The organism is Microlunatus sp. YIM B11417, from assembly GCF_059617205.1.
In genome coordinates this window covers 560,097-573,584 of sequence record NZ_JCAMPJ010000001.1, presented here as the reverse complement: position 1 = coordinate 573,584, position 13,488 = coordinate 560,097, and the positions used below count along the sequence as shown (strand labels likewise).

Below are 13,488 nucleotides of genomic sequence, written 5' to 3'. Positions count from 1 at the left end.
GGTGACCGGAAGGGGGTTCGATGCGGTTCATCCTGCGCAGGATCGGGTTCTTCCTGATCACGTTGTGGGTCGCACTGACGGTCAACTTCTTCGTCCCGCGGCTGATGCCGGGCAACCCGGCCGAGGCGATGATGGCCAGGTTCCGCGGCCGGATCAACCCGGAGGCGCTGAAGGCGCTCGAGGTGGCGTTCGGGATCGACACCCAGGAACCGTTGCTGGTGCAGTACGTGGAGTATCTCGGCAACACCCTGACCGGCCGGTTCGGCACCTCGCTGACCTTCTTCCCGCAACCGGTCGGCGAGGTGCTGGCCCAGGCGCTGCCGTGGACGCTCGGGCTGGTCGGGGTCACCACGATCATCGCGTTCGTGCTGGGCACCGGGATCGGCATGATCGGCGGCTGGCGCCGGGGCGGCGTGCTGGACAGCGTGCTGCCGCCGGTGTTCGTGATCACCGCGGCGCTGCCGTACTTCTGGGTCGGGCTGCTGTTGATCATGGTGTTCTCGGTCGGCACCAACGGCCTGCTGCCGAACGACGGCGGCTACGACCCGATCCTGACCCCAGGCTGGAACGCCGAGTTCATCCTCGACGTCGGCAAGCACGCCCTGCTGCCGGCGCTGACCATCCTGATCATCTCGATCGGCGGCTGGATCCTGACCATGCGCAACAACGTGGTCACCACGCTGGCCGAGGACTACATCAGGATGGCCCGCGCCAAGGGCATCCCGAACCGGCGGATCATGATCAACTACGCCGCGCGGAACGCGATCCTGCCCAACCTGTCCGGCTTCGCGATGTCGCTCGGCTTCGTGGTCAGCGGGTCGATCCTGGTCGAGTTCACGTTCAACTACCCGGGCGTGGGCTACATGTTGCTGAGCGCGGTGAACAACCAGGACTATCCCTTGATGCAGGCGCTGTTCGTCATGATCACGATCACCGTTCTGGTGGCGGTGTTGATCAGTGACTTCCTGACCGCCTGGCTCGATCCGAGAGCGAGGACCGCTTCATGAGCGCCGTTGCCTCCGGCACCGCGGTCGAGGTCACCAGGCCCCGGACCGGCTCCGGGATCGTCCGGGCCGTGCTGGGCAACCGGAAGGCGCTGGCCGGCGCGATCATGCTGGCGATCTTCCTGGTGGCGGCGATCGTGCCGCAGCTGTTCACCTCGGTCAGCGATCCCAACAACGGCCAGTTCGAGCTGATGCTGCCGCCGTCGCCGGAGCACCTGCTCGGCACCACGGCGTTCGGCCAGGACATCTGGGCCCAGCTGGTCTACGGCACCCGGCAGTCGCTGCTGATCGCGGTGACCGCCGGTGCGCTGGCCAGCGTGCTGTCGATCATCGTCGGCGTCTCCGCGGCCTACCTCGGCGGGATCGGCGACGACCTGCTGTCGCTGCTGACCGACGTGTTCCTGGTCATCCCGGCGTTCCCGTTGATCATCGTCATCGCGGCCTACGCCGGCGGCGGCAACCTGCTGGTGGTGATCGGCGTGCTGGTGGTCACCGGCTGGTCGTACGGCGCCCGGCAGCTGCGCGCCCAGGCGCTGTCGCTGCGCAACCGGGACTTCCTGCAGGCGGCTCGGGTGCGCGGCGAGCGGCGCTCGTACGTGATCGTCTTCGAGATCCTGCCGACCATGATCAGCCTGATCGCGGCCAACTTCCTCGGCGCCGCGCTCTACGCCCTGCTCACCTCGGCCGGCCTGCAGTTCATCGGGCTCGGCGACCCGTCGTCGCTGAGCTGGGGCACGATGCTGCACTGGGCGCAGTCCAACGAGGCGCTGCAGACCGACCAGCAGTGGTGGGTGATCGCGCCCGGCCTCTGCATCGCGCTGCTCGGCGCCGCGTTCGCCCTGCTCAACTACGCGTTCGACGAGATCAGCAATCCGGCCCTCCGGCCGGTCCGACGAAGGAGACGCGCTCGATGATCACCGAGTCCCCCAGGTTCGGCGACGGCTCCGTGATCACCGACCAGGAACCGATCCTCGAGGTGAGCGGCCTGTCGGTCGCCTACGAGACCGCTGCCGGCTCGTTGACCGCGGTCGACCGGGTGGACCTCGACGTCCGGCCCGGCGAGTTCGTGGCCGTGGTCGGCGAGTCCGGCTGCGGCAAGTCGACGATGGCGTTCGCGATCGCCCAGCTGCTCAGCCCGCCGGCCCGGATCACCGCCGGCGAGGTCAGGTTCCGTGGCCAGAACCTGGTCGCCATGACCGAGGCTGCGCTGGCCCCGGTCCGCTGGCGGAACCTCTCGGTGGTCATGCAGAGCGCGATGAACGCGCTGAACCCGGTGCTCCGGATCAGCGCCCAGTTCGCCGACGCGCTGCAGGCCCACGGCGTCAAGGACAAGGCCGAGATCCGGCACCGGTCGGAGCAGGTGATGGACCTGGTCGGGATCGACCGGGCGCACCTGGCCAGCTATCCGCACCAACTGTCCGGTGGGATGCGGCAGCGGGCCATGATCGCGATGGCCCAGCTGTTCACGCCCGAGCTGGTGATCATGGACGAACCGACGTCGGCCCTGGACGTGGTGGCCCAGCGCTCGCTGATGCTGCAGATCAAGGAACTCCAACGGGAGCTGGGATTCGCGATGATCTTCGTGACCCACGACATGAGCCTGGTCAGCCACTTCTCGGACCGGCTGATGGTGATGTACGCGGGCAAGGCGATGGAGTTCGGGCCGACCCGGCAGGTGTTCGACGCGCCGGCGCACCCGTACAGCCGAGGGCTGCTGGACGCCTTCCCGTCGATCACCGGGCCGCGGGAGCGACTGCAGGGCATCCCGGGCAGTCCGCCCGCGCTGCAGTCCATGCCGGCCGGCTGCCGGTTCCAGCCGCGCTGCCCGGAGGCGTTCGCCGACTGCGAGACGGTCGACCCGCCGCTCTACGACGTCGCCGGAGTGCAGGCTCGCTGCCTGCTCCATGATCAGGATCGGAGCCGCCGATGACCGCCGCATTGCTGGAGGCGCGCGACCTCACCCGAACCTTCCGGGTCGGCGGCCTGCGCAGCCGCGGCACCCTGCACGCGGTCGACGACGCGACCTTCTCGATCGGCCCGGGCGAGATCGTCGCGCTGGTCGGCGAGAGCGGCAGCGGGAAGAGCACCATCGCCCGGCTGCTGGCCCAGGTGTACCGGCCGAGCGGCGGCGAGATCCGGTTCGAGGGGACCTCGCTGGCGGCACTGCGGACCCGGCGCGACGTGCTGCGCTACCGGGCGGCCGTGCCGATGGTGTTCCAGGACCCGTTCAGCTCGCTCAACCCGGCCTATCCGGTCTCGCACGGCATCCTGCGTGGGCTGAAGCTGCACCGGCCCGACATCGCGCCGGGCGACCGGATGGCCGAGGCGCTGCGGGTGCTGACCGCGGTCGGGCTCTCCCCCGCCGAGCAGGTCGTGCATCGCTACCCGTACGAACTCTCGGGCGGGCAGCGGCAGCGGATCGGGTTCGCCCAGGCGCTGGCGTACCGGCCGAAGGTGATCCTGGCCGACGAGCCGGTGTCGATGCTGGACGTCTCGATCCGGATCGGGCTGCTCAACGTGATGACCTCGCTGCGCGACGACCAGGGCGTCTCGCTGCTCTACATCACCCACGACATCGCCAGCGCCCGCTACGCGGCGGACCGGATGATGGTGATGTACGCGGGTCGGATCGTCGAGTCCGGGCCGGTGGACCAGGTGCTCGGCGAGCCGCTGCACCCGTACACGCAACTGCTGGTGGCCGCCGTCCCAGACCCGCGGGCCGAGCTCGCCGTGACCGCCGAGATGGCGAAGGGCGAACCGCCCAAGGTGATCGACCCGGCACCGGGCTGCCGGTTCGCCGACCGCTGCCCGCTGGTCCGCGACGTCTGCCGGACCACGACGCCACCGCTGCAGGAGCTCCGTCCGGGCGTCGAGGTGGCGTGCCACGTCGCCGCCGAGAACGCCGGACTCAAACCCGGGACCACGGGTCGATGACCGCAACACCCATCGGCTCGAAGTCGGCGACGTTCCTCGTCACCACGGTCAGGCCATGCACGATCGCCGTTGCCGCGATCAAGGCATCGCGCTCCGGGCGCGGATCGGGGACATGCAGGCGTGCAGCCCGCCGCGCCACCGGCACGTCAACCGACAGGGTCCGCCCACCGAACACCTTGAGCAGGTCGTCCTCCAGCCAGGTCTGCAGGCGGTCGGCCTGAGCTGGGTCGCGTCGCCCCAACCGCGCGATCCCGAGTTCGATCTCGAGAATCGTGATGGTCGACAGGTGCAGATCCGAGGGCAGTCGCGCCGCAACCCACGAGCGCACCGCCCGGTCGGCCCGCCGCTCGGACTTGCGCAGCTCGCTGATGACGTTCGTGTCCAGCAGATAGCTCACAGCTCGGGGACCCGCAGCGTCACCTCGACAGGCTCGAAATCGATGTCGAGCTCGTCATCCATGCTCAGCCGCTCCACGAGGTCAAGACCTCGCTCATCCAAGCGGCGGAACTCCTCGATCGAAAGCAGCACGAAGGCGGGTTCACCCCGGTCCGTGATGATCAGCGGCTCTTCAGCAGCCTCCCGCTTGGCCGCACTCACGTCGCGATTGAACTCGCGCGCCGTCATCGTCGCCATCGCAACTGCCTTCCCGATGTAGGTACGTACCTACAATATTGGGTTACGGTCGGGCCGGACAAGAGCGGTCTCCCGGCGGCACTACTTCACGATGCGGTACGTCAGGTGAGTGACGCCCTGGTTGACGGCCACCGAGGTGCGTTCGAGTTCGACGGCTTCGGGCAACGCGCGGAAGAAGGGATGCCCGCCGCCCAGCAGGACCGGGACCTGGCTGATCAGGATCTCGTCGAGCAGTCCCAGCCTGATGGCCTCGGACGCGGTCGCGCCGGCCGCGATCTTCACGTCCTTGCCGGCCGCTTCGGCCACCTCCCGGGCCTGTCGGATGGCCGACTCGAGCCCGTCGGTGACGATCGTCTGCCCCGGCGCGGCGTCCGGGATCGGGTCTCGGCTGACGACGAACAGTCGGGTGCCGGCATCCATGCTGTTACCGCCCCACCGGTCCGCGTGTTCGTACGTGTTGCGCCCCGCAACGACGGCCGCGGCCCGGCTGCCGCCGTATTCGATGACGGCCCGGTTCGCCGAGCTGTGATCTGACAGCCAGTCGAAGATCCGGAAGCCGTCGCCGAGCCCGAGGCCGGCACGGGCGCCGCGACCGGAGACGTAGCCGTCGACCGAGGCAGAGAGATGGGTGTACACGAGCGTCATGGCGATCTCCTTGAGACATCGGGGCCCGGCGGGCCCGGTTCGTCACTCGTACGGAGCCGCGGCGCCGGATTCGACAACCCGTCCGAGATTCCTTCCGGACCGCGTCGCCCGCCACCTGACCTGTCGCCTGAACGACTGAACGCCCGCGGGCCCGGCATCACTAGGATGGCGGAATGGCGACGTGGGAGGACGGACCGGAGTACGCCCCGATCCAGCGACCGAACCAGTTCACGGTTCCGGAGGTCCCGCCGCTGAGCATGGCCCCGCCGGTCGCCCACCCGGCGTCCGGCGCACCGGTCCAGCGACCGCGGTTCGACGACCCGTCCGGGCCGACCGTCGCCCTCGAGGCGCTGCGGCCGGAGGAGAAGGATCCGCGCGACCCGTCGGTCCCGTTCGAGGTCGTCTCGAGTGCCGCGACGACGGCCGACTCGGCCTGGGGCGCCGCGCACTGGAGCAGGCCTGACGGCGGCTGGGGACCGCCGGCGGGCTCACCCGAGGCCCTGCCGTACGACCCGACCGCACCGCTGGCGCAGCACCATCCACCGCCGCCGCCCAGCGGTCACCCGGCCGTTGCCGGCGGACCGACCCCGTGGGCCCCGCCGAACCCGTACGGGGCGCCGGCTCAGACCGGTTATCCGGCGCCCGGCACCACCGAGTGGTTCGCGCCGCCGCCGTCCGCCGGTCCGCCGGCCAATCAGGCGGACGCCGTGTCGGTGTTGAAGGCGGCGACGCCCGGCGTCCTGATCACGCTCGGCATCGGCGGCTTCATCTATCTGGTCGCACCGGTGACCCTCGCGATCGCGTTCGCCCTGGGCAACCGGATCACGGTCGCCAAGGAGGCCGTCCGCCGGGTGTTCCTGGTCGGGCTCGGCGTGCTGGCGTTCTTCGCCCTGGTCGGCGCCCTGACCAACGGTGACTCCTTCGTCGACTGGTGGTCCTTCGTCGGCTGGTGGGGCGTGCTGATCTCCTGGTGCGTCGGCATCGCCCTGTTGATCGTGATCTACCGCGAGCTGCGGAACCCGGGCCAGGGCGGCGGCTACCAGCGACCGTGGTCCTGACCGCGCCCGCCGACCGGCCACGGACCCTCGCCGAGGCTCTGCGCTCCGCCGGCCGGGACTTCCTGATCAGGCTGATCGGGCTCCGGCCGGACCTCGGCTACCCGCTGCCGGCGGACCTGGCCGAACTGGCCGGCCGGGCCGGCACCACCACGTCGACGGTACGGATCCTGGACCGCCTGGACGCCTGGACCCGGCTGGTCGCCGAGATCCTGGCCGCCCTGCCCGACCCGACGACCCCGGCCGAGGCGGCGGAGCTGGCCGCGGCGAGCGTCGCGGACGCCGGCGACCCGGACGCGGTCGCCGCGGCGGTCGACCGTGCGATCGGAACGCTGCGCGAACGGGCCCTGCTCTGGGGTACGGACGAAGTGCGGCTGACCCGCGCCGTCCGGGAGTACTTCGGGCCCTATCCGGGCGGACTGGCCCCACCCTCGCCCCAGCCGCTCGACCCCGGCCAGGTGGCCGAACGACTGGCCGCGGCGAGCCCGGCCGAGCACGACGTGCTGGCCCGGCTGGCGTACTCCCCGGCCGGCGCCGTCCGCAACGCCGACCGCCCGGTCAGCCTGGACCAGGCCGCGACACCGATCGACCGGCTGCTCGCCCGCGGCCTGATCCGGCCGCTGTCGCCGGAGACCGTGATCCTGCCCCGCGAGGTGGCCTGGCAGCTCCGCGAGGGCCGGTTCGCGGCGACGCCGGTGGCGGCGACGGCCTCGCCGGTCGGCGGCCGGCACCGGGACGGCTCGGTGGTCGACCGGGCCGCCGCCGGCGCGGCGTACGGGCTGCTGGAGGACGTCGTGGGCGTCGCCGCACTGCTCGAGGAGGCGCCGCACCGGCTCGTCCGCGACGGCGGCGTTGCCAGCCGCGACCTGACCCAGCTCGCCCGCGCGCTCGGCACCGACCTGGCCCAGACCGCCTTCGTGGTGGAGCTCGGCGCGGCCGCCGACCTCTACGGCACCGGCGGTGGCAACCGGTTGCTGCCCACCACGAGCTACGACCGGTGGGTCGGCGAACCGCTGCCGGACCGCTGGCTGCGGCTGGTCCGGGCCTGGTTGATCATGGAACGCTACCCGGGCCGCGAACTGGCCGCCGGCCAGCACGCACTCGGCCCGGAGCTGGCCGCACCGGCCGCACCGGCCGCCCGCTCGTTGATCATGGAACTGATGCACGCGGCCGGGCCGGGCACCGTTCTTGATCATGATCAGCTGGTCGCCGCGGTCGGCTGGCACCGGCCCCGGCTGGGCGCCGCGGGACAACCGGAGATCGCCGAGCTGACCGGCTGGCTCTGGCGCGAGGCGGGCTATCTGGGGCTGACCGGGCTCGGCGCCGTGTCCGGGTTCGCGGTCGCCCTCGACGCGCCGGACGCCGCCCTCCCGGAGCCGCTCGCGGCCCTGTTCCCGGCCCTGGTCGATTCGATCATCGTGCAGGCCGACCTGACCGCGGTGGCCGCCGGGCCGCTGCCGTACCGGCTGGCCGAGGAGCTCCGACTGCTGGCCGTCCAGGAGTCCCGGGGCGGGGCCGGGGTTTACCGGTTCAGTGCCGAATCGCTGCGCCGCGCGTTCGACGCCGGCTGGACCGCCGAGCGCGTTCACGACTGGTTGTCTCACCATTCGGCCACGGCAATTCCGCAGCCCCTGGGCTATCTGGTGGACGACGTGGCCCGCCAGTACGGCAGTGTCCGGATCGGTCCGGCGACCAGTTATCTGCGGGTCGACGACGAGGCCCGGGCGCAGACGATCTTGAGTCACCCGGGTGCCGCGCAGCTCGGGCTGCGCCGTCTCGGACCCGGGGTGTTGATCGCCGCCGTGGAGCCGTACCAGCTGGTCGAGTTCGTCCGGGAACTCGGTTTCGCACCCGCCGCCGAGGACGAGTTCGGACGCAACCTGGCACCCCCGGATCGTTTGCGTGCAACGGTTTTCGAGCGCGTACGCAGTCCAGGCACGGCCCGGCCGACCGAACTGGCGGACGCGATCCTGGCCGGCGACCGCGGCCGCGACCCGGACCGTGTGGAGACCTCGGAACTGCTCTCCCGGCTGACCCGGGCGGCGAAGAACTCGAGCCCCGTGCTGCTCGGTTACGTGGGCCCGGACGGCGACCCGGTGGAGCGTCGGCTGACCCCTGTTGATCTTGGTGAAGGCGTGCTCCGCGCGGTCCTCGAGGACGATTCCGCGGTGCTGCGAATTCCACTATCGCGCGTATCGTCGGTGATCCCCCTACAATGAGCCAATGCGGCCCCAGACAATCCGGAGATTCCTGGTTGTCTTGGTGTGCTCGTCCGGGATCGGCACCCTCTACTGGGTGCCCGCGGTCACCGGTTCCCCGCTGCTGCTGGACACCTCTCCGCGCCGGGTGACGTCCGCCGACCAGACCTCGGGCCAGCGCGACCCGTCGCAGGCCGAGCAGGCCGGCGACGAGGGCGACAGCGCCGCCGACTCGCTGCCCGAGGCGGAGCGCGAGCCGATCGCCTCGGCCCAGTCCCGTCCGATCCCCGGCGCGCCGAGCACGGTGACCGGTCTCCGGGCCGGGCTGATCACCGACGACTGGGCCCAGATCTCCTGGGACGCGTCGTCCGGCAGCGACGTCACGTACCAGGTGCGGCTGAACGGCTTCGAGGTGCTGGAGACCGGCAACGTGGTCGCCTCGGTGCGCTGGTTCAACGACGACATGAAGGTCCAGGTGATCCAGGTCCGGGCGACCCGGAGCGGCAAGTCCGGCCCGTGGTCGAACGCCCTGATGGTCGATCCCGAGCGGCCGGAGAAGTCCAAGCCGAGCGACTCCGGTCGCAAGGATCCGTCCGGCCAGCCGACGTCGAGCCGGCAGCCGCGGCCGAGCAGCTCGTCCAGCCGGCCGCCGGTGCCGCCGTCCGATCCGGCCCAGCCGCCGAGCAACGCGCCGCGTCCGTCGACCTCGGGTCCGGCCACGTCCGACGACCCGACCGGACCGGCGCCCTCGGGGCCGCCGTCTTCCGGCCCCAGCGAGCACAACCCGCCGCCGTCCAGTTCCGCGCCGCCGGTGAGCCCGTCCCCGGACGACGACACCGACCCGGTGCCCTGGCCGCCGTGGGGCCCGACACCGACCCAGCCGCCGCCGACCGTCCCGCCGCCTCCGCCGCCGGGTCAGGACACCGACGAGCCGGACGGTCTCTTCCCGCGGCTCGGCAAGCTGTTCGAGCGGCTGTTCCCGCCGCCGTCGCCGACGCCGACGCCCACTCCGGAGTCGCCGGGCGAGTCCACGCCGCCGGCCTCGAGCGAGAACCCGCAGTCCGGCGACCCGAGCTCGAAGGACCCGTCGCCGTCGGCCCCGCCGGCCTCGGATCCGGAGTCGTCGACCCCGCCGCCGTCCTCCGACGATCCGCCCTCGACCCCGCCCGGTTCCAGCGAGCCGCCGGAGTCGAGCCGGCCGCCGCGGACCAGCGAACCGCCGTCGAACGAGCCTCCGTCGAGCCCGCCGCCGTCCACCCGGACGCCGTCGTCGGAGTCGCCCTCCTCGACACCGCCGAGGTCCGATTCCGGGTCCCCGCTGCCGCCGGACTCGTCGTCCGCGCCGCCGCCCTCGACCCCTCCGACGACTCCTCCGGAGCCGTCCGACCCGACCACTCCTCCCGGCTCGACACCACCCCCGTCGACGCCGCCGCCGTCGCCTCCGGCATCCTCGGAGTCGACACCTCCACCGTCCTCGGGCTCACCATCCCCGGGACCGACTCGTTAGAGCAGTCCGTTCATGACACATTCCTCGGGGCTGGGACCCCTGGTCGTCCAGTCCGACCGCACCCTGCTGCTGGAAGTCGATCATCCCGACGCCGAAGCGTGCCGGATCGCGATCGCTCCGTTCGCCGAACTGGAACGCGCACCGGAGCACATCCACACCTATCGGCTGACGCCGCTGGGATTGTGGAACGCGCGGGCCGCCGGTCACGACGCCGAGCAGATCGTCGACGTGCTGCTGAACTACAGCCGCTACCCGGTGCCGTCCGGGCTGCTGGTCGACGTCGCTGACACGATGGACCGGTACGGCCGGCTGCGGATCGAGAAGCACCCGACGCACGGCCTGGTCCTGATCACGACCGACCGGCCGGTGCTCACCGAGGTGCTGCGCAGCCCGCGGATCAAGGGACTGATCGGCACGCGGATCGATGACGACTCGGTCGCCGTACACCCGTCGGAACGGGGCCGGCTGAAGCAGGTGCTGCTGAAGCTCGGCTGGCCGGCCGAGGACCTCGCCGGGTACGTCGACGGCGAGGCGCACCCGATCGAGCTGGAGCAGAACGGCTGGCGGCTGCGCCCGTACCAGGCGCTGGCGACGAAGTCCTTCTGGCACGGCGGTTCCGGGGTCGTCGTCCTGCCCTGCGGGGCCGGCAAGACGATCGTCGGCGCGGCCGCGATGGCCAAGGCGAAGGCGACCACGTTGATCCTGGTCACCAACACCGTCTCGGCCCGGCAGTGGCGCGACGAGTTGATCAAGCGCACGTCGCTGACCGCGGACGAGATCGGCGAGTACTCCGGCGCCCGTAAGGAGATCCGGCCGGTCACCATCGCCACGTACCAGGTGATCACGACCAAGCGGCACGGCCTGCACCCGCACCTGGAGCTGTTCAACGCCCGGGACTGGGGCCTGGTGATCTACGACGAGGTGCACCTGCTGCCGGCGCCGGTGTTCCGGATGACCGCGGATCTGCAGGCGCGGCGGCGGCTCGGGCTCACCGCGACGCTGATCCGCGAGGACGGCCGGGAGGGCGACGTCTTCTCCCTGATCGGTCCGAAGCGGTACGACGCTCCGTGGAAGGACATCGAGAACCAGGGCTACATCGCCCCGGCCGACTGCGTCGAGGTACGGGTCACGCTGAGCGAGGCGGAACGGATGACGTACGCGGTCGCCGAGCCGGACGTGAAGTACCGGCTCGCCTCGACCGCCGAGTCGAAGTCCGACGTCGCGATCGACCTGGTCGCCAAGCACCGCGGCCAGCCGACCCTGGTGATCGGCCAGTACGTCGAGCAGCTGGAGGAGCTCTCCGAGCGGCTCGGTGCGCCGTTGATCAAGGGCGACACGACCGTACGCCAGCGGGAGAAGCTCTACGAGCAGTTCCGCTCCGGCGAGCTCGACCTCCTCGTGGTGAGCAAGGTGGCGAACTTCTCGGTCGACCTGCCGACCGCCCAGGTGGCGATCCAGGTGTCCGGTGCCTTCGGGTCCCGGCAGGAGGAGGCGCAGCGGCTGGGCCGGCTGCTCCGGCCGAAGAACTCCGGCATCACCGCCCGCTTCTACGCCGTCGTCGCCCGGGACACGGTCGACTCCGAGTTCGCCCAGCACCGGCAGCGGTTCCTGGCCGAGCAGGGGTATGCGTACCGGATCATGGACGCCTCCGAGGCGATCTCCGCCGACTAATCCTGGTGCGTCGCCGCCCGGCGATCCCTAGAGTGCGCCGGGTGGAGCTCTCCCAACTCGGTACGCCGCTCGCGCCGCCGACCCGGATCCGGGGCGGTGCCGCCAACCGGCTGTACCGGCTCGACACCGACCAGGGGTCGTTCGCGGTGAAGGAGTTGAACCTGGCCGACCGCCGCTGGGCGTACCACGTCCAGGACGTCTTCCGGTTCGAGCAGGCCGCCTTCGCCGCCGGCATCCCGATGCCGGAGCCGATCGCGGCCGGCCCGGATACCCTGGTCCATCGCTGGGTCGACGGGTCGAAGCTGCCCGAGGAGCCGGTGGCGCCGGCGTACGGCTTCGAGATCGGCGAACTCCTCGCCCGCCTGCACGCCCTCGACGTCGACTGGCCGCACGGCCCGAGCGAGGAGCCGACACCCCGGGACTGGCCCGAGCTCGCCGAACGGGCTTCCGCGACCCGGCAGCCGTGGGCCGCGGAGCTCGCCGCCGAGGCCGACACCTTCCAGGCGATCGCCGAGTTCGTCACGACCTGCGAACGCCCCGGCCCCGTCGTGCTCACCCACCAGGACGTCCAGCCCTGGAACCTGCTCGTCCGGGACGCCCGCCCGGTCCTCCTCGACTGGGAACTCTCCGGCCGGCTCGACCTGTCCGGCGAACTCGGCTCGACGGCCCTCGCCCTCGCCAAGGGCCGCGGCCTCGACAACCTCCAGCCGGCCAGCTTCCGAGCCGTCCTCGACGGCTACGTCGCGGGCGGCGGCACCCTCCCGCCGCCCGGACCGAGCTGGTTCGTCCACCTGATCGGCGGCCGGCTCGGCCACATCCGGGCCAACCTGCTCCGCTGCCTCGCCGGCCTCGAGGCCACCACCGGTCCCGACCTCGCCCAGTCGCACGCGATCGTCCGCGACGGCCTGACCGGCCTGCCCGCCCTCTACCGCCACCTCCCCGACCTCGAGGCCCTGATCGTCCACGCCCTCCCGTGAGCGACGGAGGTCTCGCCGTGCCCGATCTTCGACGGCCCGACCATCCTGCCGACTGTCGGCGACGGGTGCGGGAGGCGTACGAACTGCCTTTCCACCGCGCTGAACTCCGCGCGCAGGGGCTCAGGACCGATTGACCTTCGGCACCGCCGACTGCGGGTCGAAGCCGGCGAAGGCGAGTCCTATCACGAAGCCGGCCACTTCCTCGAGTTGCCGGGCCCGGTCGAGCGATCCGAGCGAGGCAGGCTCGGCGCCCAGGTCGCGGACCAGCCGGCCGGTGACGGCCGTCGCGCCCTCGTCGGCGCCGCAGAGGGCCACGGTCACCGGCCGCCCGTCCGCGCCGCGGCCGCGGCCCTTCGTCCACAGGTCGGCCGGGTACAGGTGGAAGGCCTTCACCACCCGAGCTCCCGGCGCCAGACCGGCGATCCGTTCCGCCGCCGACGGGGCGCCGTCGACCCGGACCACCCCGACGCCGTGATCCACGGGATTGGTCGGGTCGATCAGGACGGTCCCGGCGAGCGAACCGGCGTCCGCTCCGGCCAGGGTCAGCATCTCGGCCACTCCGGGCCAGAGCACGGCGAGCAGGACGGCCTCGGCACCGTTCACGGCATCGGCCGGAGCCGCCGACCGGGCGCCGATCCGGTCCGCCAGGGCGTCCGACCTGCCGCGGTCACGCCCGCCGACCACCACCTCGTGCCCCGCTTCGCCCCAACCGGCGCCGAGGGCCGCTGCCAGCGTTCCAGATCCCAGGATCGCGATCCGCATCGTGTTGTCCTCCGTCTCGTCCCACCGACTCGAGTGAGCCGGTCCGATCACGGTAGGAGGGACGGTCCGCACCGATCGGTGCGTGATCATCCGCGTACGCTC

The 13,488-nt window shown here is 71.7% G+C and carries 14 protein-coding genes; 8 read left to right on the top strand and 6 right to left on the bottom strand.

The genetic code is table 11. The features are described 5' to 3' along the window. Window positions 1-20: 20 nt before the first annotated feature. From AC6CCG_RS02785 to AC6CCG_RS02770, 4 genes are read left to right on the top strand one after another with little or no spacing between them, the layout of a single operon-like run. Window positions 21-1,007: an ABC transporter permease gene (locus AC6CCG_RS02785; protein WP_496652922.1), complete on the top strand. Its 987-nt coding sequence runs from the start codon at window positions 21-23 to the stop codon at window positions 1,005-1,007. Beyond that, on the top strand, window positions 1,004-1,918 hold the full coding sequence (locus tag AC6CCG_RS02780) for an ABC transporter permease (protein ID WP_496652921.1): 915 nt from the start codon (window positions 1,004-1,006) through the stop codon (window positions 1,916-1,918). Before AC6CCG_RS02785 ends, AC6CCG_RS02780 begins: the two co-directional genes overlap by 4 nt. Continuing rightward, window positions 1,915-2,934 carry an ABC transporter ATP-binding protein gene (locus tag AC6CCG_RS02775; RefSeq protein WP_496652920.1) on the top strand — a complete coding sequence of 340 codons (1,020 nt, stop codon included), beginning with the start codon at window positions 1,915-1,917 and terminating at the stop codon, window positions 2,932-2,934. The genes AC6CCG_RS02780 and AC6CCG_RS02775 overlap by 4 nt, the downstream gene beginning before the upstream one ends. Beyond that, window positions 2,931-3,938, top strand: coding sequence for an ABC transporter ATP-binding protein (locus tag AC6CCG_RS02770; RefSeq protein WP_496652919.1), 1,008 nt, complete (start codon window positions 2,931-2,933; stop codon window positions 3,936-3,938). The genes AC6CCG_RS02775 and AC6CCG_RS02770 overlap by 4 nt, the downstream gene beginning before the upstream one ends. Here AC6CCG_RS02770 and AC6CCG_RS02765 read toward each other — a convergent pair. The 3 genes from AC6CCG_RS02765 to AC6CCG_RS02755 form a co-directional block, all read right to left on the bottom strand. After that, window positions 3,913-4,335 (bottom strand): type II toxin-antitoxin system VapC family toxin, encoded by a 423-nt coding sequence (locus tag AC6CCG_RS02765; protein WP_496652918.1) that lies wholly within the window; start codon window positions 4,333-4,335, stop codon window positions 3,913-3,915. The genes AC6CCG_RS02770 and AC6CCG_RS02765 overlap by 26 nt on opposite strands. Then, on the bottom strand, window positions 4,332-4,571 hold the full coding sequence (locus AC6CCG_RS02760; RefSeq protein ID WP_496652917.1) for a type II toxin-antitoxin system Phd/YefM family antitoxin: 240 nt from the start codon (window positions 4,569-4,571) through the stop codon (window positions 4,332-4,334). Before AC6CCG_RS02760 ends, AC6CCG_RS02765 begins: the two co-directional genes overlap by 4 nt. Window positions 4,572-4,652: 81 nt before the next feature. Beyond that, window positions 4,653-5,216 carry a dihydrofolate reductase family protein gene (locus AC6CCG_RS02755; protein ID WP_496652916.1) on the bottom strand — a complete coding sequence of 188 codons (564 nt, stop codon included), beginning with the start codon at window positions 5,214-5,216 and terminating at the stop codon, window positions 4,653-4,655. A gap of 173 nt (window positions 5,217-5,389) precedes the next feature. Here AC6CCG_RS02755 and AC6CCG_RS02750 point away from each other — a divergent pair, with 173 nt between their 5' ends. Beyond that, window positions 5,390-6,274 (top strand): hypothetical protein, encoded by an 885-nt coding sequence (locus AC6CCG_RS02750; RefSeq protein ID WP_496652915.1) that lies wholly within the window; start codon window positions 5,390-5,392, stop codon window positions 6,272-6,274. Then, window positions 6,265-8,490, top strand: coding sequence for a helicase-associated domain-containing protein (locus tag AC6CCG_RS02745; protein ID WP_496652914.1), 2,226 nt, complete (start codon window positions 6,265-6,267; stop codon window positions 8,488-8,490). The genes AC6CCG_RS02750 and AC6CCG_RS02745 overlap by 10 nt, the downstream gene beginning before the upstream one ends. A 69-nt stretch (window positions 8,491-8,559) precedes the next feature. Here AC6CCG_RS02745 and AC6CCG_RS02740 read toward each other — a convergent pair whose 3' ends face one another. Next, complete coding sequence (locus tag AC6CCG_RS02740) at window positions 8,560-9,306, bottom strand: hypothetical protein (protein WP_496652913.1); 747 nt, start codon at window positions 9,304-9,306, stop codon at window positions 8,560-8,562. A 78-nt stretch (window positions 9,307-9,384) separates the two neighbouring features. Further along, complete coding sequence (locus tag AC6CCG_RS02735) at window positions 9,385-9,864, bottom strand: hypothetical protein (protein WP_496652912.1); 480 nt, start codon at window positions 9,862-9,864, stop codon at window positions 9,385-9,387. 124 nt (window positions 9,865-9,988) lie between these two features. Between AC6CCG_RS02735 and AC6CCG_RS02730 the strand changes: the two genes are divergently transcribed. Next, entirely contained in the window at window positions 9,989-11,647 is a 1,659-nt protein-coding gene (locus tag AC6CCG_RS02730; protein WP_496652911.1) for a DNA repair helicase XPB, read from the top strand. Window positions 11,648-11,688: 41 nt separating this feature from the next. Beyond that, the gene (locus AC6CCG_RS02725) at window positions 11,689-12,624 is read left to right on the top strand and encodes a phosphotransferase family protein (RefSeq protein ID WP_496652910.1); all 936 of its coding nucleotides are present in this window, start codon (window positions 11,689-11,691) and stop codon (window positions 12,622-12,624) included. A 120-nt stretch (window positions 12,625-12,744) separates the two neighbouring features. On the opposite strand, the gene AC6CCG_RS02720 is transcribed toward AC6CCG_RS02725, so the two are convergent. Continuing rightward, window positions 12,745-13,476: an NADPH-dependent F420 reductase gene (locus AC6CCG_RS02720; RefSeq protein ID WP_496652909.1), complete on the bottom strand. Its 732-nt coding sequence runs from the start codon at window positions 13,474-13,476 to the stop codon at window positions 12,745-12,747. Window positions 13,477-13,488 lie beyond the last annotated feature (12 nt).